Origin of the sequence: Paenibacillus sp. 1781tsa1 (genome assembly GCF_024159265.1) — a bacterium.
Taxonomy (GTDB): domain Bacteria; phylum Bacillota; class Bacilli; order Paenibacillales; family Paenibacillaceae; genus Paenibacillus.
The window spans coordinates 2,631,925-2,658,226 of the sequence record NZ_JAMYWY010000001.1; the positions used below are offsets into that span (position 1 = coordinate 2,631,925).

Annotated in this window: 29 protein-coding genes; 25 read left to right on the forward strand and 4 right to left on the reverse strand. The window is 43.0% G+C overall.

Annotated elements, in window-relative coordinates; genetic code table 11:
• The first annotated feature begins 30 nt into the window (after window positions 1-30).
• From NKT06_RS11900 to NKT06_RS11930, 7 genes are all read left to right on the forward strand, one after another.
• On the forward strand, window positions 31-759 hold the full coding sequence (locus NKT06_RS11900; protein ID WP_253434075.1) for a metallophosphoesterase: 729 nt from the start codon (window positions 31-33) through the stop codon (window positions 757-759).
• Window positions 756-1,238: a DinB family protein gene (locus tag NKT06_RS11905; protein ID WP_253434079.1), complete on the forward strand. Its 483-nt coding sequence runs from the start codon at window positions 756-758 to the stop codon at window positions 1,236-1,238. The genes NKT06_RS11900 and NKT06_RS11905 overlap by 4 nt, the downstream gene beginning before the upstream one ends.
• A gap of 54 nt (window positions 1,239-1,292) precedes the next feature.
• Window positions 1,293-1,832 (forward strand): phosphotransferase-like protein, encoded by a 540-nt coding sequence (locus NKT06_RS11910; protein ID WP_253434082.1) that lies wholly within the window; start codon window positions 1,293-1,295, stop codon window positions 1,830-1,832.
• Window positions 1,833-1,917: 85 nt separating this feature from the next.
• Window positions 1,918-2,715, forward strand: a complete 798-nt coding sequence (locus tag NKT06_RS11915) for an AAC(3) family N-acetyltransferase (protein WP_253434085.1) — start codon at window positions 1,918-1,920, stop codon at window positions 2,713-2,715.
• Between the two features lie 35 nt (window positions 2,716-2,750).
• Entirely contained in the window at window positions 2,751-3,230 is a 480-nt protein-coding gene (locus tag NKT06_RS11920) for a DinB family protein (protein WP_253434088.1), read from the forward strand.
• Between the two features lie 87 nt (window positions 3,231-3,317).
• The gene (locus NKT06_RS11925; protein ID WP_253434091.1) at window positions 3,318-4,253 is read left to right on the forward strand and encodes an acetamidase/formamidase family protein; all 936 of its coding nucleotides are present in this window, start codon (window positions 3,318-3,320) and stop codon (window positions 4,251-4,253) included.
• 48 nt (window positions 4,254-4,301) lie between these two features.
• Entirely contained in the window at window positions 4,302-4,883 is a 582-nt protein-coding gene (locus NKT06_RS11930) for an HAD-IA family hydrolase (RefSeq protein ID WP_253434095.1), read from the forward strand.
• Window positions 4,884-4,897: 14 nt separating this feature from the next.
• On the opposite strand, the gene NKT06_RS11935 is transcribed toward NKT06_RS11930, so the two are convergent.
• The gene (locus tag NKT06_RS11935) at window positions 4,898-5,347 is read right to left on the reverse strand and encodes a DUF1569 domain-containing protein (RefSeq protein ID WP_253434099.1); all 450 of its coding nucleotides are present in this window, start codon (window positions 5,345-5,347) and stop codon (window positions 4,898-4,900) included.
• A 157-nt stretch (window positions 5,348-5,504) separates the two neighbouring features.
• Between NKT06_RS11935 and NKT06_RS11940 the strand changes: the two genes are divergently transcribed.
• From NKT06_RS11940 to NKT06_RS11970, 7 genes are all read left to right on the forward strand, one after another.
• Window positions 5,505-6,281, forward strand: coding sequence for a class I SAM-dependent methyltransferase (locus NKT06_RS11940; protein WP_253434102.1), 777 nt, complete (start codon window positions 5,505-5,507; stop codon window positions 6,279-6,281).
• Between the two features lie 44 nt (window positions 6,282-6,325).
• Window positions 6,326-7,153 carry a methyltransferase domain-containing protein gene (locus NKT06_RS11945; RefSeq protein ID WP_253434105.1) on the forward strand — a complete coding sequence of 276 codons (828 nt, stop codon included), beginning with the start codon at window positions 6,326-6,328 and terminating at the stop codon, window positions 7,151-7,153.
• Window positions 7,154-7,187: 34 nt separating this feature from the next.
• Window positions 7,188-8,120 carry a hypothetical protein gene (locus tag NKT06_RS11950; RefSeq protein WP_253434108.1) on the forward strand — a complete coding sequence of 311 codons (933 nt, stop codon included), beginning with the start codon at window positions 7,188-7,190 and terminating at the stop codon, window positions 8,118-8,120.
• 60 nt (window positions 8,121-8,180) lie between these two features.
• A complete protein-coding gene (locus tag NKT06_RS11955; protein ID WP_253434111.1) occupies window positions 8,181-9,023 on the forward strand; it encodes a phosphotransferase family protein in 843 nt (280 codons plus the stop codon).
• A gap of 180 nt (window positions 9,024-9,203) precedes the next feature.
• Window positions 9,204-9,650 (forward strand): GNAT family N-acetyltransferase, encoded by a 447-nt coding sequence (locus tag NKT06_RS11960; protein WP_253434114.1) that lies wholly within the window; start codon window positions 9,204-9,206, stop codon window positions 9,648-9,650.
• 45 nt (window positions 9,651-9,695) lie between these two features.
• Window positions 9,696-9,995, forward strand: a complete 300-nt coding sequence (locus NKT06_RS11965) for a hypothetical protein (protein WP_253434117.1) — start codon at window positions 9,696-9,698, stop codon at window positions 9,993-9,995.
• A 61-nt stretch (window positions 9,996-10,056) separates the two neighbouring features.
• Window positions 10,057-10,581: a GNAT family N-acetyltransferase gene (locus tag NKT06_RS11970; protein WP_253434120.1), complete on the forward strand. Its 525-nt coding sequence runs from the start codon at window positions 10,057-10,059 to the stop codon at window positions 10,579-10,581.
• A 449-nt stretch (window positions 10,582-11,030) separates the two neighbouring features.
• Here the strand turns inward: NKT06_RS11970 and NKT06_RS11975 are convergent, their stop codons facing one another.
• The 3 genes from NKT06_RS11975 to NKT06_RS11985 are packed head-to-tail and all read right to left on the reverse strand — an operon-like array spanning window position 11,031 to window position 15,395.
• A complete protein-coding gene (locus NKT06_RS11975) occupies window positions 11,031-11,996 on the reverse strand; it encodes a sugar ABC transporter substrate-binding protein (protein ID WP_253434123.1) in 966 nt (321 codons plus the stop codon).
• A complete protein-coding gene (locus NKT06_RS11980; protein ID WP_253442510.1) occupies window positions 11,989-13,578 on the reverse strand; it encodes a response regulator in 1,590 nt (529 codons plus the stop codon). Before NKT06_RS11980 ends, NKT06_RS11975 begins: the two co-directional genes overlap by 8 nt.
• A gap of 5 nt (window positions 13,579-13,583) precedes the next feature.
• Window positions 13,584-15,395, reverse strand: a complete 1,812-nt coding sequence (locus NKT06_RS11985) for a cache domain-containing sensor histidine kinase (protein WP_253434126.1) — start codon at window positions 15,393-15,395, stop codon at window positions 13,584-13,586.
• Window positions 15,396-15,637: 242 nt separating this feature from the next.
• Between NKT06_RS11985 and NKT06_RS11990 the strand changes: the two genes are divergently transcribed.
• The 11 genes from NKT06_RS11990 to NKT06_RS12040 all read left to right on the forward strand — a co-directional run bounded on the left by NKT06_RS11990 (window position 15,638) and on the right by NKT06_RS12040 (window position 26,284).
• Window positions 15,638-16,660, forward strand: coding sequence for an ABC transporter substrate-binding protein (locus NKT06_RS11990; RefSeq protein ID WP_253434129.1), 1,023 nt, complete (start codon window positions 15,638-15,640; stop codon window positions 16,658-16,660).
• Window positions 16,661-16,745: 85 nt separating this feature from the next.
• A complete protein-coding gene (locus NKT06_RS11995) occupies window positions 16,746-18,257 on the forward strand; it encodes a sugar ABC transporter ATP-binding protein (RefSeq protein ID WP_253434132.1) in 1,512 nt (503 codons plus the stop codon).
• A gap of 4 nt (window positions 18,258-18,261) precedes the next feature.
• Complete coding sequence (locus tag NKT06_RS12000; protein ID WP_253434135.1) at window positions 18,262-19,305, forward strand: ABC transporter permease; 1,044 nt, start codon at window positions 18,262-18,264, stop codon at window positions 19,303-19,305.
• Window positions 19,295-20,269 (forward strand): galactofuranose ABC transporter, permease protein YjfF, encoded by a 975-nt coding sequence (yjfF, locus tag NKT06_RS12005; protein ID WP_253434138.1) that lies wholly within the window; start codon window positions 19,295-19,297, stop codon window positions 20,267-20,269. The genes NKT06_RS12000 and yjfF overlap by 11 nt, the downstream gene beginning before the upstream one ends.
• 107 nt (window positions 20,270-20,376) lie before the next feature.
• The gene (locus NKT06_RS12010; RefSeq protein WP_253434141.1) at window positions 20,377-21,432 is read left to right on the forward strand and encodes an ABC transporter substrate-binding protein; all 1,056 of its coding nucleotides are present in this window, start codon (window positions 20,377-20,379) and stop codon (window positions 21,430-21,432) included.
• 218 nt (window positions 21,433-21,650) lie between these two features.
• Window positions 21,651-22,715: a polysaccharide deacetylase family protein gene (locus NKT06_RS12015; protein WP_253434146.1), complete on the forward strand. Its 1,065-nt coding sequence runs from the start codon at window positions 21,651-21,653 to the stop codon at window positions 22,713-22,715.
• Window positions 22,716-22,902: 187 nt separating this feature from the next.
• Window positions 22,903-23,130, forward strand: a complete 228-nt coding sequence (locus tag NKT06_RS12020) for a DEAD/DEAH box helicase family protein (protein ID WP_253434149.1) — start codon at window positions 22,903-22,905, stop codon at window positions 23,128-23,130.
• Window positions 23,131-23,494: 364 nt separating this feature from the next.
• On the forward strand, window positions 23,495-23,980 hold the full coding sequence (locus NKT06_RS12025; protein WP_253442512.1) for a GNAT family N-acetyltransferase: 486 nt from the start codon (window positions 23,495-23,497) through the stop codon (window positions 23,978-23,980).
• 12 nt (window positions 23,981-23,992) lie between these two features.
• Window positions 23,993-24,523: a P-loop nucleotide/nucleoside kinase family protein gene (locus NKT06_RS12030; protein ID WP_253434151.1), complete on the forward strand. Its 531-nt coding sequence runs from the start codon at window positions 23,993-23,995 to the stop codon at window positions 24,521-24,523.
• 488 nt (window positions 24,524-25,011) lie between these two features.
• Window positions 25,012-25,890, forward strand: coding sequence for a class I SAM-dependent methyltransferase (locus NKT06_RS12035; protein WP_253434154.1), 879 nt, complete (start codon window positions 25,012-25,014; stop codon window positions 25,888-25,890).
• 37 nt (window positions 25,891-25,927) lie between these two features.
• Complete coding sequence (locus NKT06_RS12040) at window positions 25,928-26,284, forward strand: NIPSNAP family protein (protein WP_483311619.1); 357 nt, start codon at window positions 25,928-25,930, stop codon at window positions 26,282-26,284.
• Window positions 26,285-26,302 lie beyond the last annotated feature (18 nt).

Consider the following 26,302-nt stretch of genomic DNA (forward strand, 5'->3'; position numbering starts at 1 on the left):
CATATTATAACTGTTCTAGAAGGAGTTTCTATGAATCGGACGATAATGATTAGCGATATTCATGGCTGCATTGATCCATTTAATCAGTTATTGCATGATATCGATTACAATCCCCAAAATGATCAACTAATTCTGCTTGGAGACTACGTAGATCGAGGCCCCAACAGCAAAGAGGTCGTTAATAAGGTGGTTAAATTAGTGCATGAACATCATGCGATTGCATTAAGAGGTAATCACGACCAACGTTTAGTTGATTTTATAAATGAGGGAAGTTCATTAATTAAAGCTAAGTTTATTGAACACGGCGGTATTCAAACACTTCAGAGTTATTATCATATTGACGACGAATTGTCTGATGAAATGTTGGACCTAGCCAGAGAGACAATAAAAATGGATTATGGTCATCATATTGATTTTTTGAGTAAATTACCTTTTTACCATGAAGATGAAGCTCATATTTACGTTCATGCGGGATTAAACCCAGATTACTTGGAATGGAGGAAACAACCAGATCATGATTTTATGTATATCAAAGATAAATTTATTGATCATACGTTCACAAATCTACACCAAAAGGTCGTCTTTGGACATACAAGGACAATAGACATTCATGGAACTTCGGATGTTTGGTTTGGTGAAGATAAAATAGGCATTGATGGTGGATGTGCCTATGGAATGCAATTAAATGCTTTAATTCACGAAAATGGTTCTTACATAACTGCTGATTCAAAGTTTAATCTGAGTGAGGTGCAAAGATGAGTTACAAAGCTATCCTCATAGACCAAATGAACGCCTGTTATCATGACAAGAGCTGGTTTATTCCGCTTCATGATATGTTGACAGACCTAAATGCGGTGGAGGCCGCTTATGTAAAGAATGAGGGGGAGCACTCCATTTGGGCGATCGTCAATCATCTTATTTTCTGGAATGAGAGGTGGCTTGAGAGATATATTGCCGAACAGGTCGACGGGCAGAATTCAGTGAATAATGAGGATACATTCGACATAGATACGTCTAACCTGAATGATGTGGAGTGGCGCAAGACATTACATAGACTGAAAACCGTTTTTAGTGATTGGAACAAGGCACTCGAAGATAGCGAAGAACATAAGCTGACCCGTGAAATTCCTTCCTATTTCAACGCGCCCTGGTGGGGAGTTGTATCGAATCTATGTATTCATAATGCCTATCATATTGGCCAGATCATGCTGCTTAAAAAATCAATGAAACACACGTAGTACACGCTGTATTACATCTATAAAATTATTCTTAAGCAAAGGAAGATGACTATCGTGGAAAAAGGCAAAATTATATTTTTGAACGGTGTAACCAGCTCTGGTAAAACTTCAATTGTAGAGGCGATGCAATCATACGATGATCCGTTTTTCTATGTTGTCGCTAATGATCTTTTTGAAAATACGATCGGTGATAAACATCTTCAGACGGATTACTGGAAGTATCTGAGTGAAGCGATTGTAATGATGTATCATACGGCAAAAGTATTCTCAGACCATGGCAAGCATGTTCTGATCGATGGCATACTGGTGGAAAGACCGGAGCTCGCGCCGCATTATGAACAAGTCAAACAGATTTTTGAAGGTTATCCACTGGATATTGTGGAACTGCACTGTCCTCTCGATATCTGTCGTCAGCGTAACATTGAGCGTGGTGATCGAAGAGAAGAGCAGTCGGATGAGCAGCATCAAATCATGGCCCAAAACATCAACTATAGCTACTCCATTGATACAAGTATGAACACACCGGAAGAATGTGCAGAGAAGATTATTGCAGCGCTGTTCAAGCCCCATCATGAACCACTGAAAAATATGTAAAGATTATATTACGAAGCTGTAGTGGAATCGATATCAAATAAACAACTTTGTCCGCTTTTGTCTAGAGGGTGAAATGAGGAATCCAATGGAGTCACAAACAAGAAAAAGTATAGTTAATGATTTAAAGTCAATGGGGGTAAGGGAGGGCATGACGATAATCGTTCATTCCTCCTTCAAAGCAATAGGTAAGGTTATAGGCGGCCCGGTAAGTGTTATTTTAGCTCTAGAAGAAGCCGTAGGAACCAATGGAACCATTGTCATGCCCACTCAAACAGAACATCTTTGTGAACCTTCAGAGCATGACGCGAACCTGTCTTCAGAGGAAATTGAGTTCATCAAAGACAATATGCCTATTTATTATCCTGATCTAACCCCAACCTCGTATATGGGCATCATTCCTGAGGTGTTTCGGAGGCAAGATGGTGTGTTTCGAAGCTCACATCCGCACATGTCTTTTGCTGCCTGGGGGAAAGACGCAAAACGGATAATGGAAGATCACAACTTGCATTATGCATTAAATGAGAAATCTCCGTTAGGAAAAATCTATGATTTGAGTGGATACATTCTGTTACTTGGTGCGCCTACAAATAGTAACACCTCCTTACACCTGGCAGAGTATAAACAGCAGAATACATTTGTTAAGCCAAAAGTCTGGGGAGTAAAAATGCTGGTGAATGGGATTGAACAATGGACTACATATGATGATATTAACAATGAATCGGATGATTTTGAATTGATTTTTAATGAGTTTAAGATCCAGACTAACGCTGTTACCGAAGGAATGGTAGGGAAAGCTGTGAGTTATTTGATACCCCAAAGAGAGATGGTTGATTATGCTTTGGAATGGATGAATCGCAACCGAAGAGAACATATGAAGCAGTGAATCATCTCAAAAAGAAAGAAGGGAGAAATGTAATCATGACCAAAGAGATTGAACATTTGCTTCAAACTTTTGAAGAATGGGCGTTGTTTGTCAAGACGATGAATCATCTTGAAGAGAAGACCTGGAATTCCAGCATGGAAGAAGGGAAATGGACGATAAAATCAATCGTAAGTCATATCATGTTATGGGATCGATATTATTACAAGGAAGCAATTGAGAAGATTGCTCTGAAGCAGCCAGTTACGTTTAAACATCTGGAATTTGAAGCGTTTAATCGCAAAGCTATTGAGTACGGGAACCGCACAGAGACGTCTGAAATCATAAATAAGGCGATCACGTACCGCTATAAAATTATGAATGATATTCGAGGGTTATCGGAAGAGCAGATTCATCAGACGTATTTGGACGCTGAGGGGAACGTATTTTATATTCCCCAATACCTAAAAGATTTTATATGGCATGACCAGCATCATATGGAACCGTTGAAGGTATATCTCTCCAGTCTTGAAGCGTAAAGGGGTTAGTATGCAGGGGGCGGCACGGAATGCAGCATGTGGCTTGCTTTGAATATAATACGTATCCCAAACCAGGGAGGGATTGTAGTGAGTACACATAAGATTGAATTAACTCAGGAAAATCTGATTGGTTCATTTACCAATGAGGTGACTCCTATTTTGAGCGTGAAATCTGGTGACTCTATTCGTTTTCAGACGCTGGATGCGGGCTGGGGAACGGGTGTGAGTTATGCGGAACGCATGAAACCTTTTGATCGACAAGGTGAAAAAGATGGAGGTCATGCATTAATCGGTCCGATCTATATTGAAGAGGTGAAGCAAGGACAGACGTTGGAGATTATTTTCAATGAGATCGTACCCGGGAGATACGGGTTTACTTCCGCTGGCGGATATCCGAACTGGCAGAACCAGAAGTTACATCTAACAAAGGTTGAAGAACTGTCGCTGAATTGGACACTTGATCGTCAAACGACGAGTGGAACCTGTGAAATAAACGGGAAAACCTTCACGGTATCTCTCTCGCCGTTCATGGGAGTAGTGGGAATGCCACCTGAAGCTGGAGGAATTCATACGACTTGGCCGCCACGTTATTGTGGAGGGAACATCGACTGCAAGGAACTGGTGCAGGGAAGTAAATTATACTTACCGATCCCCGTAGACGGAGGTTATCTTGCGATTGGTGATGGTCATGCACGGCAGGGAGACGGTGAAGTCAGCTGTCAGGCTATTGAATGTCCAATGGAGCTTGTCGATATTACGATCAACGTGATTGATGATATGATTTTGACCAATCCTCGTGCACATACGCCGTCTGGCTGGATTACCTTCGGGTTTCATGAAGACCTGAATGAGGCTACGGTTCAAGCATTAGACGGGATGCTCAATCTGATGGGTGAGTTGTACGGACTAGATCGAGTGGAAGCGATTGCACTTGGAAGCGCGGTAATTGACCTGCGTATCACCCAAATTGTGAATGGCGTGAAAGGTGTGCATGCTGTCCTTCCACATGATGCTTTTAAGTAAATTGAGGTCTGTTATACATTGTATTAAATGAACTTGGGGGTCGATAAAATGAGAGGCAGACCACAGATCGTTTTAGATATCGCAGGTGTTTTGTTAAGTAATATGTCGTTGACGTGTTGGAAAGATATGATTCAGGAAACCAATCTATCCGCAGAATCTTTGAAAGTACATTTTGCAGGAATCAAACGAAAGCTCTGGACAGGAATGATGGGGGAAGAAGAGTTCTGGCAATCGTTGAAGGAGATGTATCCCGAATTATCAATAAGCCGAGCGAAAGACATCTTATACAATTCAATTGTTCCCTTACCAGCCGCTCAACACCTTGAGCGATGGAGTGAGTCCGCCGATATCCATCTGCTCAGCAATCATTGTAAGGAATGGATTGAGCCGAATCTGAGCCGTTTAAGCTTATTTACCAAAAGTATAACCATCTCTAATCAAGTGGGTTTATGCAAGCCTGAGATTGAGATATACCAACGGGTCGAAACCTTCCTGGCAGCTGGAGAAGAGGTTCTATTTATAGATGATCAAGAGAAAAATTTACATTCTGCTAAGCTACTTGGCTGGGAGACTTTACTGGCTGACGAAGAAGGAGATTGGGTTAATGAAGTTGAGTCATTGCTAATTTAGACGGTACATAACCGCTAAACTCCAAATTGCTTTAGATGATGATCTAAATGCTTGTATATGCCTTTACCCCATTGCTCGGCTGTTAATTTTCCGAAGAAGGGATGGGGGTGGCGGGAGAATTTTTCTGAAACACCTTGTTGAAAGATATTAATCTGCTGCTCAAGCTTTTCTTTTTCTGCCATAAACTGTCGTTGGTCATCAATAATGATTGTGGGGATCGTAGACATATTATGGGGTAAGGGCTTGTCATTATAAAACATTGGTTTTGCGAACCGTCCTATAAGTCTCCCAAGTAATCCTCTAGGTGGAAAAGCATTTCCTAAGGGGATATCATGGAATGCTGAACAGTGAGCCAGCATTTGAGAGACCTGCATCGTGCCCCATTTAGGGATGGAATTTTCACTAAGTTGATCCATGCGCTCTGTAATTTCAGCAGCATTTATCGTATCAAATATACTTTTCACAAGAACACCTCAGTCCTCCAGGATATATAATTTGAACTCACACTATCATCATTATCTTATTGAAAGGTTTATCCTCTTACTATCAAGAATAATAAGATATGGTAAGTTTAGTCAATGTATTATGGGAAAATCACAATTGAAATGGGGGGCTGCTGAAATGGAAAATAAGGAAACGTTTAATCTCTTAACACATGAATATGAACGATATAGACCCGTATATCCGAGTGAAATGTTTGATGATATTTTTACATACCTGAATCTTAATAAAGAGGATCCCATTCTTGAGGTTGGATGCGGAACGGGGCAGGCCACAGGCGGATTGGTGAGCAAGGATTATACAAACATCACCTGTATTGAATTAGGCAGTAACTTGGCACAGTTCACCGCAGACAAATTCAAGTCATATCCATCGATTCAAGTAATCAATACTTCCTTTGAGGACTGGAATAACGAAGGAAAGCGATTTCAATTGATTGTGTCAGGAACGGCCTTTCACTTCATTGATCCGGAAGTTGGTTACCACCGGGCATGGGAATTGCTAGAGAATACAGGCGGCATTGGACTTTTCTGGACGATTCATGTACCGGTCTATGACCAGCTGCACAATGAAATTCGTTCCCACTACATAGCATTAGCACCTCATCTGGATGATTCTCAATATCCTTCTCCTGCACAAGTCATTCAGCAGCGTAAAGAATTCACTGAGCGATCCGGCTTGTTCGCGGATATTACGGTTAAGGAGTATAACTGGATACAGTCCTGTTCCAGCGAAGAGTATGTAGCTCTGTTAAATACAAATTCCAAACATCAGCAGCTTTCTATTGATGTTCGACGTTCACTTCTGGAGCGAGTCAAAGAATCCATTGATGCTGCAGGTGGAACGATAGAGAAACAACATAAGGTTGCTCTTTTTCTAGGGAAGAAAAAGGTCTAAGAATATATGTTTTTATTAATCTACTGAAGAACAGGAGAGAATATATGAGTGATCCGCGTTCAACATACAGTATCCAAACGGCAGTGTTAAGTTTACAAGAGGAATTAGAGAGGTTAAAGATACAGGCGGTAATGGGGTGGTCCAAAGAATTCAGAAATCTAGAGTGGTATGGTTTGAAAAATGGAATGCGTGTATTGGAGGTCGGAAGCGGACCAGGTTACATTACAGAACAACTATTGAACAGTCTGCCGGACAGCGAGCTTACCTCGCTTGAGATTGATCGTTCACTGCAAGCACAAGCCAAAGAACGGCTGAAAGATATTCCTTCCAAGCGATTGCAATTTGTAGATTCTTCCATCTACCAGATGGATCTGCCGGATGATTCTTTTGATTTTGTGGTGGCAAGACTTATCTTCCTTCACTTGAACAATCCTGACGAAGCTGCAAAAGAGATATATCGTGTACTGAAGCCTGGCGGCCGTCTTGCCATTATTGATGTGGATGACGGCGTTTTTGGAGCAGTGAATCCTGATGTTCCTGCTTTACATACGGTATTAATGAAAATTTCGGACTATGTGGCACAACACGGCGGTAATCGCTTAATTGGCAGAAGTCTGCCGCGTCTCCTTTCTGGGAGCGGATACATCGATGTTGACATTGATTCTGTGCTTCATCATAGTGATGTACTGGGCATCGAAGGTTTCAAGCAGCAGTTTAATCTTAATCGTTTTGTACATTTTGCTGAAAAAGGTGTGATCAGTTCGGAGGAATTTGCTCAGCTGCAACAAGCTTCTGAAGCGATAAATCATTCGCCGGAAGCCTATGCGATGATGAATTTCATTACAGCTTGCGGCACGAAGCCATTGACATAGCTGAATTGAAACTAATTAAGGACGGAGGCTGGGGATGAATATCGTTCATTCTTTTCAGGAATTAGTAGTTCGAGGGGATCATCAGGGTATGATTGATTTGCTGAAAGAATATGAACAATCCAGCAAGTTGTCTGTCCATGAACGAGGCTGGGTCTACTGGAATGTTTCAGATGGTTATGCCTTGTTAAGAGAGCCGGAACCGCTTTATGCCAATCACCGGGCATTCTTCGAATGGGGGAAAGAAAACCTTGCCCCTGAGCACTTACACTGGATCGTTTCGGATTCGACACAAGCGTTATCATTGTCCTTGGGAAACTATTTTGATCATTGGATTGATTGGTACCAATATGCTTGTGATCATGCACCTAAGCTGGATACCAACCGAGGTGCTCGATTCGAGAGCCATCGGGCTTTGGGTGGTTCGCTTTGGGTTTTGGAGAGGTACAGCGAAATGGACAGTGTGCTTGAAAATATGAACCAACTCATACACGAAGATGAGACATGGTCCAATATTCTTTTTGCCCGGATTACATATAACAAACAGCGTCTGGCCTATCTGCATCATTCCAGTGACGTTAGAGAAGTAAATCTGCTTCTGGATGAAACAATGAATATGATAAACAAGATCGACTGGTCAGCATTAGATCAAATAAAAAATGAGAAAGTTGTAGGTAGTTGGGAACAATTGAATTCATCCAATAACTCACAGAGAGATATTCACATTGCGATGAACAATCTGGCATGTATTTTGACAGATATTGAAAAGGTAGAGGAAAGTGTAGGGTTATTCAGGCGGCTGCAGGACAGTGGATATGCTTTGAATGGGTATGCTTTTTCTAAATATGTCTGTTCGGTCTGGAAGTCAGAGGGGGTTGAAGCTGTTAGGGAAGCGTTAGGTGCCAATGAAACTTTTGAAATCGCTGAACTGATTAAACATAGCCCTATGCTTTCAGAGATCGAAGATTAGGTTTGAGGTTGTATAAAAGAGGACTGAACTTCAAGGACTAAGAAAGAAGGAATGCATGAAGTGAATCATGACATCTTGTTAAACAGATTTCCGAATGTGAACATTGTTAAACTAACAGGTGGTTATACCAATACGACCCTTTTACTTGAGGGAACTGATCCGAAGATGATTGCTAAAATCTATCATTTAGAAAATACAGATGCAAGGACAGAAATAAGCACGCTAAGTTTGTTAAATCATTCTGGCGTGACTCCGCGAGTGCATGATTGCTTTGAAAAAGAAAACTGGCTGTTTGTTTTGATGGATTACGTTCCAGGAATAAATGCACAGATGCTGCTGGATGAAGAAGGACTTGATCAAGGCAGGAAAATTTATGAGCAGCTTGGTATATATCTCGCCAGAGACGTGCACTCCATCAAACGATATGATTACGAAGCAGTGTTGCCAGTCATAACGAAGTCCGCTATGGATGTGGAGGAACTTGAGTTTGTACCCTCCGGAATCAAAAGCATGGTAAAAGAAGTGTTGAACATTTCCGATCATAGGGAGCAAACTCTGATTCACGGAGATTACGGACCACATAATGTCATGTTATCCAACGATTCAATGTTCATTTTGGATTGGGAGTGGGCAGGATGGGGCAATCCATTGTTTGATATCGCATGGGTGGTGTGGTTTGTGCATCTTCATTATCCTCACATGGCAAAGGATCTGTCAGAAGTCTTCTTAAATGCATATACAGAACGTACAAATATTGAAGTAACCAATGATCTAATTCGGGCATATTCCACATCCAATGTAATACAGATCATGAACCGAATCAAGAATGCTCATCCAGATGTACATAGGGAGTGGCTGCGCAGATTAGAATGGACACTGCAAGCGAGCTTTAACAAGACTTAATCGTGAAATTTCGTTGAAATGCTGAAATATACGTGAAAGGAGTGATGTGATATGAGAAAAAATACGAATTTGAGTAGAAGAAATGGAATTGCCAGAGGTGTTTTTGTCTAGCACAGAGGAATCAAGGAAGCTTTCCGAGGGATTCCACTGTGTAATTTTCACAAGGAGGAATTTCAAACTATGATTCATTTAAAACGTGTCTCGGTAGATAATTGGTATGCATGTACTCAACTGGAAGTATCTGAAGAGCAGAAAAATAGTTTTCCCGCGCCGGTTGTATATTGGATTGCTGAATCCAAGGTAGTTGAAGACTTTCAACCCATGGCCATCTATTTTGATTCGAAATTAGTTGGATTTGCGGTGTACTCAGATCGGCCGGATCATGAGGATAACTATTGGCTTCTTGCTCTAATGATAGATACCAAATATCAGGGCAGAGGTTATGGAAGAGAAGCGCTTAGGAAGTTGATTAATCTAATGAAGGAATCGCTGAAATGCAAACGCATTATGATTGGACACAGGCCGGAAAATGGTATCGCCGGTAATCTGTATGAATCCATTGGTTTTCACCGAGTAAGTGAAGGGTTGATTGATGGCGAAGTTGTTCGGCTTCTAAGATGCGAGTAGTGCTGAAACACACCTGATTTGGATTGTAGAGGAGGTAGTTTGTCTTTGAAGCATTTACAGAGTATTTTCTCATTACTCTTTATCATGTTAGGCATTGTGATTATTACAATCTCGAAGATGATTGAAGAGGTGATTCCGAAGCTAGGGTATGCAGCATTCCAGTCAGCAGCAGCGGGTAGTTATACACCGAGTGATTATCAAGTGAATTTTGAACTGAATTATTGGATAGGCGCGATATGTATTTTAGGTGGAATGATCTGTTTATTGACTAGAATGAATTGGGTTCAGCACTCCATACGTGAAATGAATAAAAGAAACAAAGAGTTTGATGAAACTCATCATTAGGATGACACAAGAGAACTGAAATAAGTTATGATATGACATAAAAAAGAAAGGGCAGATCAACATGATTACATTCCAATACTTTGAACCGGAAGATTTTGATCAACTAATCGAATGGAGTGGAGATGAAGCATTTCTGCTCCAGTGGGCTGGCCCTCAGTTCCATTATCCACTTTCCAAGGAACAGCTAGCGGATTATTTGCATGGTGCGAATGATAAGAACACTTCGAATAAGTTCATTTATAAAGTGATGGATGAAACAACTCAGGAGATTGTGGGCCATATTGCTCTTGGCGGTATCGATCGATATAATCGTTCAGGACGTATCGGTAAGGTGCTTCTTGGTAAGCCCTATCAAGGTAAAGGCTATGGAAAGCAAATGATCGATGAGGCACTTCGAATTGGGTTTGAAGAGGAGAAGTTACACCGGATCAGTCTGGGTGTATTTGATTTTAATGTCTCAGCCATCCGATGTTATGAAAAAGCGGGCTTTGTACGAGAAGGACTTATTCGTGATGCGAGAAGACATGAAGATACATTCTGGAATCTTATCGAGATGAGCATATTAGAGGACGAATGGAAGAAATAGCTTCTCAAAAGGACTTATCATACTTGAGAGGAGGTTTACCCCCCCGTCATGCTGAACATACTGAAAAAGCTGACTTTTTGGTTTGTTATTTTCTCGCTAACCGTATGTTTCATTAATCTATCAGGAAACGATGATAAGAATATTCTGATTTATCTAACAAATCCTATAAATCCGTTGCTGAATGACTGGTTGACCAAAATAAATACAAATCCAGAGACGAATTCGTTGTTCAGGCCGTTGATATACTTGTTCCATTTGATTTTTTGGGGCGGAGTGGGGTTCATCCTGGATCGGCTCATTATGAAGCTTAAACGTAATAGGTAGATATGAACAACTCTCAGGCAGAGGTCATCTTTCTTGAGGAACACTTGATGAACGGATGTAATAACTACGTGTACGAATGGAAAGGTGCTGTCCTCCTGTCATTTTCATGACAAGAGGACAGCACCTTATTTACTTCCTTCCTGATTGATTACAATGATCCCCGTATCAATAAATTCCTGCACGGGCAAACCGTCGCTTGCGAGTAACAAGGTCTCCATCATTTTGGCACCCCAGACTCCCTCATTCTGTGAAATAACGGCAGACAATTGACCGTTGAGCAACCCGTTTTCACTGGTCGGACTGTCTCCGAACGCGATCAAATGCCGGTTCAGGCCTTTCGCTTTCCAGATTAGGGTAGAGGCAGAGACGGAAACAAAATCGAGTCCGATAATCGCATTGAAGTGAGGGTGAGCTTGAATCATGTTCTCCATATCGGACATGGCGCGATCTTCATTCCCTTGATGATAACGAACCTCCAAGATTTCGATGTCTGTTTCACTGCGGATGTAGTCGATGAATCCATTAAGCCGCTGCTGCAAACCTTGCATCTCCTCCAAACCATTCTCGACAAGAATCATGCCTTGATTATGCAGAAGTTCTGTAGTCGTCATCGCGAACTGCTGGCCAGTGCGATAGTTATCAGCGCCCACATAAGCGATTCGATGACTGGATGGGACATCTGACTCAAATGTAATGACAGGAATACCCGCAGCTTGGGCTGCATCAATTACGGGTGTAAGTGCAGCAGCATCCACAGGAGATATAGCTATTCCGTCCACATGCTGTTTGATCATATTCTCCATGATACGGATCTGTTGTTCGGTATTGGCTTCATCAGGTGCGTTTACAATTAATGTGATATTGTGTTTGCCTGCATACTCCGTTGCATCCTTCGTGATCATTTCATAGGTTGGATACGTCATTGGATAGATAATACCGAAAGTTTTGCTCGCTGCATATTTCTCTACAGGTGAAGTCGCAGGAAGTGTTGCAGCCATCTGTTGTGGGCGAATGTGTGCCGAACCGGATGAAATGATCATCGGGAACACAAGTATTAGTGTGAGTAAAAGTGCAAATCTAGCTTTATTCATACATTGGCTCTTTTCTCATATCTGCTGGTCTGGCCTGCTTTTCCTCGGTCCCTTGAGTTCGGTATTCTCTTGGTGTAAAACCTGTTGTTTTCTTGAATATATTAGAAAAATAATGAGAATCGTTGTAACCGACTTTGTAAGCAATTTCAAAGGTTTTGTTGCTGGTCGTTTTCAGCAGCTCTTTGGCTTTACCGATTCGAATCTGGGTTAGATACTCCGTTATCGTTTGACCCGTTTCTTGACTGAAAATCTTGCTTAGATGACTTGGACTGATTCTGACGTGTGCAGAGATCACTTTCAGCGAGACCTGTTCGTTATTGTATTCACGGGATACATAGGCTTTCACCTGATCGATGACATCACTGTATTTTCCGGAGCATGCTGCTCTTCTTTGCCATAACAGGTTAAGCAGGGAACACAGATATTGGGTGCAATCCTCCCAGCACGTAATCTTCCGGATCGTCTGCTGCAGGGAAGTAATGTTCTCATCCGAATGGTCACTCATGCGGAACAGCTGATTCGCGAGCCGAAACGACTCGAGCGTAAGATCATTCAACAGATAGAAGCCATACGATGAGGACTTCCAGTCGAAGGACTGTAATGGAGCGGCAAACTCCTGTACAAAATGGTCACGCAGATTGGGGCTGCCGATTTTGAGGAATTCAAGAAACGAATTCCTGTCGAGAAAAAGAGTCGATTGCTCATCCAGGTTAATTTCACGTAGAGAAGCTCTGTTCTGAAGGGTGAGCCGGGTAATATATTTATCCTCCTCCGCTTCCAGATACGAGACATGAATGCCTTGCAGCCGCTCCTGTTGACTGCCAATACCCAGAATAATATTACATTTGAACATATGCTCCAGCTCCATACGAACCCGCCCGCGAAGCTGCTCCAGATATACGGATATGTTCTCATCGTCATTATACTTGAGCAGAAGCACGATCTCCGTCCGGCTTCGAATATAAGGAAGGAGTTCTACGTGGGGATCACGGGTTTCCTCCAGTACGAGAATCAGCTTCTTCATCATGGATTCCGAATCCGGGGAATCCTCTGTTAATCGAACGTCGATAATGACAATGGTGTAATACCTGGCTGAGAGAGGAAGTGCGAGATGTTTGGCTGATTCAATCGCATCGGTTGTACCGATGAGTCCCCCGCACAGATCGGCTAGCAGTTTTTCCTTGGTGATCGTTCGGCTTGTTATGCGTTGTTGTTCTTCATCCATTTGTTTACTGACCTTATGAAGCATCTGGATTAGCTCTGCTGCGCTAATGGGCTTTAGACAGTACTCGGTCACACCGAGTCGGATGGCCTCCTGGGCATAGCTGAATTCATCATGACCGCTCATGATAATGATTTTGATATCAGGTTGCTGATTGCGAACGATGGAGGTCAGTTCCAGTCCGTTCATAAATGGCATTTTAATATCCGTAATCAGAATATCCGGTGCCCATTCTTGAATTAAAGGTAACGCAAGCTCGCCGTCGGGTGCATCCCCGCAATAGCGAAAACCTTCCTTTTCCCAATCAATGCAGCTGCGTATATTCTCCCGAATTCCAATTTCGTCATCCACGATCATCACCTTTTTCAACGGTTAACCTCCTTGCTTCTGGGGATACGAATCATAAATGTGCTTCCTTCCATATACGTACTTTCCATTTCAACGCCATAAGCTGGTCCGAAATAAAGCCGAATCCGGTGATGTACATTGAGCAGACCGAATCCGCCTTCCTGCTCGTCATCTTGGGGGGAACGGGAACCTGCCGGTTTCTCCAGCTCTTCACGTAATTGAGCCAATCGATCCGCAGACATGCCGATTCCGTTGTCTTGTACGGTGAGAATGATGCTATTTTCCTCAATATATCCGTGGATGGATATACGCCCTTGACCGCGTTTGTTCTTGATCCCATGATATAGCGCGTTTTCAATCAAGGGCTGCAGTGTCATCTTCAAAATGGGATAATCCTGAAGCTCACGGTCAACGCTGATCTCGTAGGTGAGAATATCGTGGTACCTCATCTGTTGAATGACCAAGTAACTTCGCGCATGCTCAAGCTCGGTTTGAATGGATACCCAGTCAAATCCTTTGTTCAGACTCAAACGAAAGAACTTCGAGAGGGCCTGCACAAGTTTGATTACATTTTCTTTTTTCTCTGCTTCCGCCATCCATAGAATGGATTCCAACGTGTTATAGAGGAAGTGAGGGTTGATCTGAGCTTGCAGCGTACGTAGTTCAGCTATTTTCACCTGTTCATTCTCTCGAATACTCTTTTCGATTAATGTTTTGAGCTTATCCAGCATCACATTGAAGCTTTTGCCCAGATCAGCAATTTCGTCCGAGCCGTGTGGTGTGACTTTGGCCTCCAAGTAACCGTTTGCAGCTTTACGCATCTTGTTCATCAGAATCCGGATGGGAAGAATCAGTCGATTATTCAGGAAAAAATATAATGATATTGCAAAGAAGGCACTTAACAAAACCGTGATGATGATCAATTGGCGAATGCTATTGGCTTCTGCAATGATTTCCTGATAAGGAGCTACCCCGATCATTTTCCATCCGGTCTGTTTGGAGGTGCTGTATACAACGAATTGCGGCTTGGATCCTGCGGACAGGATAAAGCTGTCATGCTGCAAATGTAAGGGGATTGATCGGATCTGATCCATCATGGTTACGGATGCCGGGGTGGCATTCGGCCTGAAAAGAGTATTTCCGTGTTGATCACTGATGTAGAAAAAACCTGAATCCTTAATGGGGGTGCTCGTCAAAAAATCATCAATAAACGAATCATTCAAATCAATTACGATAAATCCGATGACCTCGTGCGTGATTCGTTCTTTGACTGTGGTTATAATTGAAAGCGCATTCTGTTTAGGGTAAGCAAATCCATCCAGCCTGTTGTATTCAGCATAGGCTGCAGAATGAGGGATGCGCAGAATGGCATCCGGATACTGTATCAGATACTTGAAGTACGGGTTACGCAGCGGATTCCGTTCCAGCTTGAACACGCCTTTTCGTTCACTTATGCCTTTTCCATAGAAATTCACGAATGAGATATTAAGTACCTTGTCATACTTGTAGGTTTCCCGATAAAGGTTGTATGTCTGAAGGATGGCTTTGGCTTCCGGGTAGGACTCCGATTGAGAATACAGGTATTGAAGCACTTGCGGATTCTTGCCCAGTTCGAGCAACCGTTCCGTATCCTCAAACAAGATATCAATGTTCCTGGCAAGCTGGTCGGCGACCAGTTGTGTCGAGGCCTTGTTATGATTGGATACAACCGTATAGGATTTGTGGTAAGAGATCAATCCAACCACGATCAGTGGTACTGAACTGAGGATGATAAACATGCTGAGTAATTTAAGCCTGAGGCTTGAAGCAATCCACTGAATGAGTTTCAACGTATTCCACTCCATCTGAAGGGATCGAAAATGTACCATTAGTATAACATGATTTTTTAATATTTAAGAGAATCACTAAATACTACACCATTAAACAAAGAAATTACACGTTTTAGATCTTCGTTTTTGAAATTGCTAAATTATTACATTAAAAAAACAAGATACTCCATATAAGCTCGAAATGAAAGCGTTCTATAATGTGATCACACCACAAGGTGAAATGAAAAAGGGAGGATCACAACATGCGAACCAAAAAAAAGTGGGGACTTGCCATAACATTGGCTATGGTGATGCTGGTTAGCTCGGCATGTACCAGTACTAATGGAGGAGCAGGCTCTGATAATGAAACTTCAACAAGTGGCAATGGCGGTACACCTGCCAGCGCCAAAACAATTACGCTTGGTTTTTCGCAGGTTGGTGCGGAGAGTGGCTGGCGTTCGGCAAATACCAAGTCAATTCAGGATTCAGCCAAAGAAGCGGGTTATGATTTGAAATTCTCCGATGCGCAGCAGAAGCAGGAAAATCAGATTAAAGCGTTGCGATCCTTCATCCAGCAGAAAGTGACGGTGATTGCTTTTTCTCCTGTAGTGGAATCCGGTTGGGATACCGTATTGAAGGAAGCGAAGGATGCAGGCATTCCCGTAATTTTGACGGACCGTGCTGTGGATTCCCCGGATAAAACCCTCTACAAAACCTTTATTGGCTCCGACTTCGTAGAAGAAGGACGCAAAGCAGGTCAGTGGCTTAATGACCAATATAAAGACACACAAGACGAGATCAATATCGTAGAATTGCAGGGCACAACTGGCTCCGCACCAGCGAATGACCGTCAAGAGGGCTTTATGGAATTGATTGCTTCCAATCCAAAGCTTAAAGTAATCGCTTCACAATCGGGTGACTTTACACGTGCCAAAGGCAAAGAAGTCATGCAAGCTTTCCTCAAAGCACATAAAAAAATCGATGTCCTCTACGCACATAATGACGATATGGCACTTGGTGCAATTCAGGCCATTGAAGCGGCAGGACTGAAACCAGGCGTAGATATCACCATTATCTCTGTTGATGCCGTGAAGGATGGGATGCAGGCTGCTGCTGATGGCAAAATCAACTTTATCGTGGAATGTAATCCGTTGTTAGGACCTCAATTAATGGAAGCGGTTCAAGCGGTAGTGGACGGGAAAGACATCGAACCCCGAATCGTAACGGATGAGACAACGTTCACATCGGAGCAAGCCAAAGAAGCATTGCCAACACGCGAATATTAAAAGCAGATTCGTATAACACCGAAAAGTCATTTTTCGACCAGGCTGTCGCTAAATGACTTTTTTCCATAACAAAGGAGAGGGTTATATGGCCGAGCAAGCACCCATTTTGCAAATGACAGGTATCACCAAACAATTTCCCGGCGTTAAAGCGTTGTCCAGCGTCAGCTTTCGTTTGTTTCCGGGCGAGATTCATGCCTTGATGGGTGAGAATGGAGCAGGAAAGTCGACACTTATTAAAGTTCTGACGGGTGTTTATTCCATTGACGAAGGAACGGTAACGATGGGTCATCGCGAACTTTCCATTTCCGGTCCGCTCGAAGCACAGAAGGCGGGAATCAGTACCGTTTACCAGGAGGTTAATCTCTGCCCGAACTTAACGGTTGCTGAGAATATTTTTATCGGGCGGGAGCCGATGCGATTTGGCAAAATCAATTGGAAGCAAATGAACCAAGATGCGGAGAACCTGCTGCGAGACAGATTACATTTGTCCATCGATGTTAGGGCTCCTTTACAGAATTACTCGGTCGCGATTCAACAACTGATTGCGATTGCAAGAGCACTCAGCATCTCGGCCAAAGTGCTCATACTGGATGAGCCTACATCCAGTCTGGACAAAAACGAAGTTCAGCAACTGTTTCGAATTATGCACAAATTAAAGAGTGAAGGTCTCGCCATTCTTTTTGTTACTCATTTTCTTGATCAGGTATACGAAATGTCGGATCGTCTAACGGTGCTCCGTAATGGGGAATTGGAAGGAGAGTACATAGCCGCAGAACTTCCACGCATGGAACTGGTGCTCAAGATGATCGGCAAGGAGCTTGAGGTGTTAGAGGAGCTTCCGAAGGAAACGGATGCTGCCCAGGCGGAGTCGGGAGAACTGTTAATTACCGCCAAGGCACTTGGACGAAAAGGCGCCATTGAGCCGTTCGATCTGGACATTCGCAAGGGAGAAGTCGTGGGCTTGGCTGGGCTATTGGGATCTGGTCGTACCGAGATCGCTCGCCTCTTCTTTGGTGCAGATCGTTCGGACGAAGGCAAGCTGCTCGTTGTGGGTACAGGAAGTACGGTCAAGTCGCCGCGTCATGCGATTGATCAGAATATTGCCTTTTGCTCCGAGAACCGTAAAACCGAAGGCATCATCGATGATCTGACCATTCGGGAGAACATTATTCTGGCTTTACAGGCGACACGCGGCTGGTCCAAACCGATCTCACGCAAGAAGCAGGATGAGATCGCCGAAAAGTACATCAACCTGTTAAATATCCATCCCAAAAATCCAGAGCATTTAATTAAAAATCTGAGCGGCGGTAATCAGCAAAAGGTGTTGCTTGCCCGGTGGCTGCTGATGAACCCGGATCTGTTGATACTCGATGAACCTACGCGTGGCATTGATATTGGTGCAAAGACTGAAATACAGAAGCTGGTGCTCTCTCTGTCGAAGCAGGGCATGGCCGTGCTGTTCATTTCGTCCGAGTTGGAAGAAGTGATTCGTGTCAGCCAACGGATTGCCGTACTCCGGGACCGCAAAAAAGTGAAAGAACTCAGCGGGGAACAGATCCATCAACAGCAAATTATGAAAGCAATGGCAGGAGGTTAAAGAGATGGCGGGCAAGATGCGTAAACATCATTTGTTTTGGCCGTTATGTATGCTTGGTTTACTTTTAATCTTTAATTTGCTGTACTCTCCGGATTTCTTCTCCCTCGTTATGCGTGAAGGAAATCTGTATGGCAGCTTGATTGATATTCTCAATTTTGGAGCGCCTTTGATTCTGGTATCGATCGGCATGACACTGGTCATTGCGACCGGAGGCATCGATTTGTCCGTGGGCTCCATTGTCGCGATCTCCGGTGCCGTAGCTTGTATGAGTATCAGCAGAGGAATAGACCAGAGTTCCTTGGGGCTTGTTTTGGGGGCACTCGGATTATCGATGGGTCTCTCCCTGATCTTGGGCGTGTGGAACGGGGCGCTTGTTTCGATTGCCCGAATCCAGCCCATTATTGCAACGCTTATTCTGATGGTAGCCGGACGTGGGATTGCACAATTGATTACGAGTGGACAGATTATTACGGTATCCAATGCAAACTACGCCTATATCGGGGCTGGTTCGCTTGCAGCATTGCCTTTTTCCATCTTCATCGTATTAACAGTCCTGATTGTGGCCTCTCTGTTGACGAGAAAAACGGCACTGGGACTGTTTATCGAATCGGTCGGAAGTAACGCGAGCGCGAGCCGACTGGCAGGTATTCGTTCCAAAACGGTTATTCTCACAGTTTATGTCTTCTGTGGTCTGTGTGCCGGTATTGCTGGGCTTATTCTCAGCTCGAATGTATCCAGTGCGGATGGAAATAACGCGGGTCTGTGGTATGAACTCGATGCCATTCTTGCGGTAGTCATCGGGGGTACTTCGCTCAATGGTGGACGTTTCTATCTAATGGGTACCGTCGTTGGAGCGCTGATTATTCAAACCTTAACAACAACGATCTATATGATTGGCGTTCCGCCAGAAGTTACCTTGGTTGTTAAAGCTTTTGTTGTATTGGCCGTATGTTTGATTCAATCTGATTCCTTCCGCAATTCCATGGTGATCCGTTGGAAAAAACGGAAATATCCAGCCGAACAGGGGGTTAACCGCCATGTTTCTTAATCGTAAGTATCTCCCGGTCTTTGTCACTTTCGGCTTGCTGGCCGTGATGTTTGCCATAGGGTCTTTCAGGTACACGGGGTTCTTCTCCACACAGGTCCTGCTTAATCTTCTCATTGATAACGCATTTCTGATTATCACGGCAATTGGCATGACCTTTGTCATTGTATCAGGAGGAATCGACCTGTCGGTTGGTTCTGTCATAGCGCTGACAACCATTATTAGCGCAAGTCTGGTGGAGAAGCAGGGCTGGTCACCTGCCATCGTTATACCGATGGTGCTTGTTATGGGTGCGTTATTTGGCACAGTCATGGGGGCTATAATTCATTATTTTAAAATTCAGCCCTTCATTGTGACGCTGGCCGGTATGTTTTTGGCGCGTGGGCTGTGTTATGTCATCAGTCTCGACACCATTACCATTACGAATCCATTTTACACACAGGTAGCACAGGCGAAAATTTCCCTGCCAGGGGGCAGCTTTGTCTCCATTAATGTGATTATTGCTCTGGTGATTCTACTGCTCGCGATCTACCTGGCACATTACACCCGGTTCGGGCGCAACGTTTACGCCCTCGGCGGAAGCGAGCAATCCGCGCTGCTCATGGGATTGCCGGTTGCACGTACCAAAATCCTGGTGTACACGTTCAGCGGTTTGTGCTCCGCGCTTGCCGGTGTCGTCTTCACCTTCTATATGTTATCGGGTTATGGATTACACGCCATGGGTCTTGAACTCGATACCATTGCGGCTGTTGTCATCGGAGGTACCTTGTTAACAGGTGGTGTGGGGTACGTGGCGGGAACCTTTATTGGTGTATTGATCCAGGGAGCTATCCAAACTATAATTAGCTTCGAAGGTACGCTCAGCTCATGGTGGACCAAGATTGTGATTGGGCTAATGCTGTTTGTTTTTATTTTGTTCCAACGACTGCTTAGCGGGCGGCGAGTATCCTCGAAATCACTGCATTAAGTGGATCGAATGAAATGATAATGCACACAAATACCGAACAATTATATAACTAGATGTGCTCTGCATCGTTGGCAGCAGAGACTAACATGGAGATGGGGGATGCGTGAGTGAGAAGACATGTGAACGGGGTGTGTTTGTTCATACTGCTACTGCTGCTTGTCGGTTGTACAACACCTGAGTCTGAATCTGTGTCTCCTCCCATCTCGTCTAACAACTTGGAAACTCTCCCGTCTGTTGAGGAATGGATGGAATCAGCGGTTGCAAGGGATACCTCTACGAAACCAATTGTCCTGGGTTTTTCACAACTGGGCAGAGAGAGTGCCTGGCGTTTGGCCAACTCCACGTCTATTCGCACTGCTGCGGCTGAATCGGGAATCTCCCTTGTGATAAAAAATGCAGAACAGTCTCAGACGAAACAGTTCGAGGCTGTTCGGTCGTTCATCAGGCAAAAGGTGGATGTCATTGCCATTGCACCGGTCGTGGAATCGGGCTGGGACGGTATACTTCAGGAGGCCAAGGATGCAGGCATACCCGTAATCATTGTAGACCGGTCAGTCGATGTCCAAGACACTTCACTTTTTGTGACAACGATTGGATCGGACTTTTATGAGGAAGGTGTGAAGGCGGGGAAGTACATTCAGGATCGGATGCGAAATCATCCGGGTACGATACGAATTGCCGAACTGCAAGGCACAAGTGGTTCTACGCCTTCCATCCAGCGTGGCGAGGGATTTAGAAGCATTTTCGACACCAGAGCAGATATCATCTTCTCACAAAGTGCTCCTGCCGATTTTACGGAGGCCAACGGGAAACAAGTGATGAAAGATTTCCTTCAGGTTACGGAAGAAGAAAGGCCGCAGGTTCTTTTTGCCCATAATGATGAAATGGCTTTTGGCGCCATTCAAGCGATCGAAGAAGCTGGGCTGAAGCCGGGAGAGGACATTATCATTGTCTCGGTGGACGGCTCCCGCAAAGCACTTGAAATTCTGGCGAGTGGGAAAATCAACGCTGTCGTGGAATGTAACCCGCTGCTAGGTCCTCAGCTTATGCAGGCTACCAAAGAAATTATTGCAGGGCGTACACTCCCGAAGCGCATGGTGCCCCCGGAGGACATTTTTACACAGGAGAGTGCTAAACGGGAGATGTACAATCGGCGATTTTAGAGTACGTAAAAAAATAGAACATTTTGGATTAAATAGAATTTACTTTAAATATACTTATCGTTTATACTAAACTCACCATGAACTAAAGTTATATCTTTGAGAAAGGAGGCAGTAGTTTACCTTGAAATGAAAGCGCTTTTTTTCGAGGGTTGAACGTTGATAAAGAGAGGGAGTGTAGCAAGGTATTATGCTGTGAATAAATATGAGGAGGTAATATTATGTTCAAAGGAAAGCTGGCAAAAGCGGTAATATCACTCGCACTCTTCAGTACATTGTTCTACATTCCGGCAGTGCCTGATGCTCATGCTGCGGACGCAGCCTGTCCAAATGGTTATGTAGGCTTGACGTTTGATGATGGCCCATCTGGAAATACAACCAATATGCTTAACGCATTGAAACAGGCCGGTTTGCGGGCAACGATGTTCAATGTTGGACAAAATGCGCAAAATAATCAATCTCTGGTTACTGCACAGGTTGCAGCTGGCATGTGGATCGGCAATCATTCCTATACACATCCGAATATGACTACTTTAAACAGTTCTCAGATGTCGTCAGAGATTACACGGACACAGCAGACGATTCAGTCCATTACTGGAAGTTCACCTAAATTGTTCAGACCTCCTTACGGTGCGACAAATGCGACCTTGAAATCCGTTGTGAGCCAGAACGGGCTCACTGAAGTGCTGTGGAACGTAGATTCCCAAGACTGGAATGGCGCCAGTGCAACCCAGATTGTAGCGGCTGTGAACACCATGAAAAGTGGTGATGTCATTCTAATGCATGATCAGTACCAGACGACACTTCAGGCCATTCCGCAGATTGCACAAAATCTGAAGAATCGTGGCCTTTGCTCCGGCATGATCTCACCGGCGACAGGTCGGGCAGTTGCGCCTGATGGCGGCACCACCAATCCCCCAGGTACTTCAACAAAAGTGGAAGCTGAGAATATGACCAAAGGTGGCCAGTACACCGGGAATATAAGCTCCCCTTTCAATGGAGTAGTGCTGTATGCTAACAATGATTTGGTTAAATACACGCAGTATTTTGCAACGGGCACTCACAATTTTTCACTTCGTGGGGCTTCAAACAATGCCAATATGGCTAGAGTGGATTTGAAGATTGGCGGACAGACCAAGGGGACCTTTTACTTCGGAGGAAACAACCCAGCGGTGTATACGCTCAATAATGTTAGTCACGGCACCGGAAACCAGGAGATTCAGTTGGTTGTAACCGCAGATGACGGGACATGGGACGTGTACATTGATTACTTGGAAATAAACTAATTATCGCAGGGTTAATTGAAAAATGTACAGAGATGAAATCCCATTGGAAGGCCAATGGGATTTCATCGTGTTTTTGGACATTTTGTAATACAAAAGTGGAAGGGAAACATTTATAATGGATGAAATGTGGACAGGGAAAATTTGGTGTGTATTGAAACCATTTGTTTATTAGGAGTGGATTGATCCAATGATCATTATGATTAACGGCGCGTTTGGTTCGGGGAAAACTTCGGCAGCAAAAGCACTTCAACCTTTAATTTCCAACAGTATGATCTATGATCCAGAAGAAATTGGTTATATGCTGAGAAAACTTCTCCCGGAGAATTATAGAGAGGAGAATGAACGGACGGATGATTTTCAAGATATTGAGCTATGGAGAATTCTAACTGTAAAGACAGCGAAAGAGGTTAAATAGAAATACAACAAACACTTAATCATCCCCATGACCATCTATAAAGAGGAAAACTTTCATTGCATCTATAACGGGTTGAAGGAGATCGATCAGGACATTCATCATTTTTGCCTAATGGCTACAGAAGAGACGATATATCATCGTTTGGCTAAACGCGGAGATGAACATGGAGGCTGGCAGTATCAACAAGCACCCAAGTGTGTTGAAGCTTTCAAGAATGAACAATTTCAAACCCACATTGTTACCGACCATCTGGAGACCAATGAAATCATAGAACTCATATTGACGAAGGTCCTAAAATAAGAGCAGAAGTTATATGGGAAGATCTGTATAATGAACAGAAGAGGATGGACGGTAATTGACGACAGTGACCTTTGAAGAAGTAAACGAACAGCACCTCCCTGAAATAAGAAGTATTTATAACTACTACGTAATGAATACAACGATTTCGTTTCATACAGAGGAATTAGATCTGGATCAGATTAAATCCTCTGTGATGAACAAGGATACGCGGTATAAAACTTACGTCATTCTTGAAAACAATCAAATGGTGGGCTATGTTCTGATCACCCAATATAAGAGTAAACAGGCTTATGACATCTGCGGAGAAGTCACCATATATTTAAAGCCTGATCTTTTAGGAAAAGGCTTGGGAAAACGAGCACTACGTTTTATTGAGAAGATTGCAAAAGAACAAGGATTCCATACCTTGATTGCGACAATTTGCATGGAGAATACAAGAAGTAAATCATTATTTGAGAGAAATGGGTATGAACAATGTGCTCTGTTTAAAGAGATTGGATATAAGTTTGATAGAAAACTGGATATTGGAAGTTTCCAAAAGATATTGTAAGGAGAGTATTAAATGGTTAAAAACCTATATATTATATCTGGCCCCCCTGGAGTAGGGAAATCTACAACTTCCAAGCTGCTGGTGCAGACTTTAGATAAAAGTGCATACATTTCTGGAGATACGGTTAGTCACTTTCCGGTTAAAGGGCGAGGTAAACCCTGGCTTGATAAGGATACAAACGACTTAACGTGGAAAAATATATCTAGTCTAGTGAAAAATTTATTGGATTATAAATACGATGTAGTTTTGGACTATGTTACCTTTCCGGAAGACGTTGATGTATTAATGACAGAATTGGCAGACTATCATGTTCGCATAATCTATGTTGTACTGTTGGTGGATCGTCAAACCATTATTCGTAGAGATCGTCTAAGAGCAGAAGAACATCAAATGAAAGAAAGAAGTGTAATTCTGTTGGATGAGTTTGTAAATCATCTGGAGTTGAGAGTAGATAACAAGCTGTATACAAATCATTTTACAGAAGATCAACTACCTGAAATCGTCAGTGAAATTATAAACAATGAGAAGTATCGGGTGAGATAACAGCGCTTTTACTAGGCTACGAATTGTAAAAATGATAAGAGGTGAACAATTGAACAGAGGCATACAGTTTGAGATTCCAAAGACGTTAATTGAAATATTTAGTTCTGAATCAACTCTATAAAGGAGAGGACAAAATTACATTCCATACCTTGATATGCATTAACATAGCGTTGCACCCTGAATGTGTCAGTAAGCGCTAACGAACCTGACACGTCTTATTCGGGGATTTGAAACGCCATCCGAAATCTAAAGAATCTGAGACACGCTATATCAGAATAAATAGTCTTTTATAGCGTTTTTGTCAGATGATTTTGGGAAATAAGATGTCTCATGTTCCTTACAATTCTCAAAGAGGACCTGAAGGCCGAATAAGATGTCCTGTGTTCCTTAGAAAATTACTTGAGTTTGAAGACACACGCTAGTCCGTTTACCCATGGTATTTGACTGTTTATGAATGCGATTACATCCTGTGAAGGAGGGATTCCACCTTGTCCGATTACTATTGGGATGACCAAATTGAATATCTGAGAAATACGCGGTGGCTGTATTATAACGATGATTATCTTGAATTTTTGGTTCAACGTGTATGGAAGATAGGAAATCCAGTAGATGTTATCGACTATGGGTGTGGTTATGGCTATCTTGGCTTGAAGCTGCTTCCTCTATTACCCGAAGGATCAACCTATACCGGATTAGATAAAAGTAAGGAATTGATTAAGCAGGCTAAAGAGATTTTCTCAAAGACCTCTTATCAAACGACTTTTATTGTAGATGACATTGAAACAGTAAAAGTGAAACGTCAATACGATGTTGCAATAAGTCATGCCTTCTTATTACATATGAAAGAGCCTATCACCGTTCTTCAGAAGATGATCGAAAGTATAGTTGATGAAGGTAGAGTGATATGTTTCGAACCCCATTGGATCGCTAATATGTCAAACTATGAATTACATGGACTTGAACAATCCAAAATTATTCAGCTGGGTATTCTTCAAAAATTATTCGAGGAGGATAGCAAACGGAGTGGTAAAGACGGAAATATCGGTATGAAGATTCCAATCCTGCTTAGCCAACTTGGGTTGAGAAATGTAGAATGCCGAGTGAGTGACAAGGTTAACTTCTTAGATCAACACATGGCAGATTCGGATAAGAAAATGCTTTTTCATGCGTTAAAAGAAGAAGGACTGGGACAAGAACCCAATGCCAGGCATGAAATTGTTAATCAATTGGTTGAAAGAGGACTGAATTCAGAAGAAGCGAATAGACAGTATGAAGCAGAGAGTGTGTTTGCTAAGCAGTTTAATGAGAACTCATGGTTAACCTATGCTCCGAACATGAAAATTACATCGGGAATTGTGACGAGATAGGTCTATCGCTTCTATTACTCATAAGGAGGTACAGATGATGATATATAGGAGAAAAACCTATATGATTGCGACTTCTTTTGTAGAAGAGTTCAACGCTCTATTTAATGATATTTTACTGCCATCCCAATTAAAATATGGATCAAGACTTATTGGGAGATGGCACACACCCATCGATGATGAAACCAGCGAGATTTTTGCGATGTGGGAATACGATACCCTTGAACAATACGAAGAGATTGAGAAAAAGATAAAATCAGATACAGAACACGTAAAGCGAGTTCAAGCGCGTTTTGATCAGATCGGAAGACATCGTTATCAAGAAGTATTTCGAGAAGAGAGTAGGCAAGCATTTTTCACATCGACAGTGGATCGCGAACAAACAATTTTGAAGTGAAATATAAGAAAAAGGAGA

What these genes read in the sequence shown, in the direction of transcription:
- NKT06_RS11915 (WP_253434085.1), top strand. Translation starts at nt 1,918, where the DNA reads ATGGAGTCACAAACAAGAAAAAGTATAGTTAATGATTTAAAGTCAATG.
- NKT06_RS11905 (WP_253434079.1), top strand. Translation starts at nt 756, where the DNA reads ATGAGTTACAAAGCTATCCTCATAGACCAAATGAACGCCTGTTATCAT.
- NKT06_RS11975 (WP_253434123.1), bottom strand. Translation starts at nt 11,996, where the DNA reads ATGAATAAAGCTAGATTTGCACTTTTACTCACACTAATACTTGTGTTC.
- NKT06_RS11945 (WP_253434105.1), top strand. Translation starts at nt 6,326, where the DNA reads ATGAGTGATCCGCGTTCAACATACAGTATCCAAACGGCAGTGTTAAGT.
- NKT06_RS11970 (WP_253434120.1), top strand. Translation starts at nt 10,057, where the DNA reads ATGATTACATTCCAATACTTTGAACCGGAAGATTTTGATCAACTAATC.
- NKT06_RS12015 (WP_253434146.1), top strand. Translation starts at nt 21,651, where the DNA reads ATGTTCAAAGGAAAGCTGGCAAAAGCGGTAATATCACTCGCACTCTTC.
- NKT06_RS11950 (WP_253434108.1), top strand. Translation starts at nt 7,188, where the DNA reads ATGAATATCGTTCATTCTTTTCAGGAATTAGTAGTTCGAGGGGATCAT.
- NKT06_RS11995 (WP_253434132.1), top strand. Translation starts at nt 16,746, where the DNA reads ATGGCCGAGCAAGCACCCATTTTGCAAATGACAGGTATCACCAAACAA.
- NKT06_RS12040 (WP_483311619.1), top strand. Translation starts at nt 25,928, where the DNA reads ATGATATATAGGAGAAAAACCTATATGATTGCGACTTCTTTTGTAGAA.
- NKT06_RS11920 (WP_253434088.1), top strand. Translation starts at nt 2,751, where the DNA reads ATGACCAAAGAGATTGAACATTTGCTTCAAACTTTTGAAGAATGGGCG.
- NKT06_RS12020 (WP_253434149.1), top strand. Translation starts at nt 22,903, where the DNA reads ATGATCATTATGATTAACGGCGCGTTTGGTTCGGGGAAAACTTCGGCA.
- NKT06_RS11960 (WP_253434114.1), top strand. Translation starts at nt 9,204, where the DNA reads ATGATTCATTTAAAACGTGTCTCGGTAGATAATTGGTATGCATGTACT.
- NKT06_RS11940 (WP_253434102.1), top strand. Translation starts at nt 5,505, where the DNA reads ATGGAAAATAAGGAAACGTTTAATCTCTTAACACATGAATATGAACGA.
- NKT06_RS11930 (WP_253434095.1), top strand. Translation starts at nt 4,302, where the DNA reads ATGAGAGGCAGACCACAGATCGTTTTAGATATCGCAGGTGTTTTGTTA.
- NKT06_RS11990 (WP_253434129.1), top strand. Translation starts at nt 15,638, where the DNA reads ATGCGAACCAAAAAAAAGTGGGGACTTGCCATAACATTGGCTATGGTG.
- NKT06_RS12030 (WP_253434151.1), top strand. Translation starts at nt 23,993, where the DNA reads ATGGTTAAAAACCTATATATTATATCTGGCCCCCCTGGAGTAGGGAAA.
- yjfF (WP_253434138.1), top strand. Translation starts at nt 19,295, where the DNA reads ATGTTTCTTAATCGTAAGTATCTCCCGGTCTTTGTCACTTTCGGCTTG.
- NKT06_RS12000 (WP_253434135.1), top strand. Translation starts at nt 18,262, where the DNA reads ATGGCGGGCAAGATGCGTAAACATCATTTGTTTTGGCCGTTATGTATG.
- NKT06_RS11900 (WP_253434075.1), top strand. Translation starts at nt 31, where the DNA reads ATGAATCGGACGATAATGATTAGCGATATTCATGGCTGCATTGATCCA.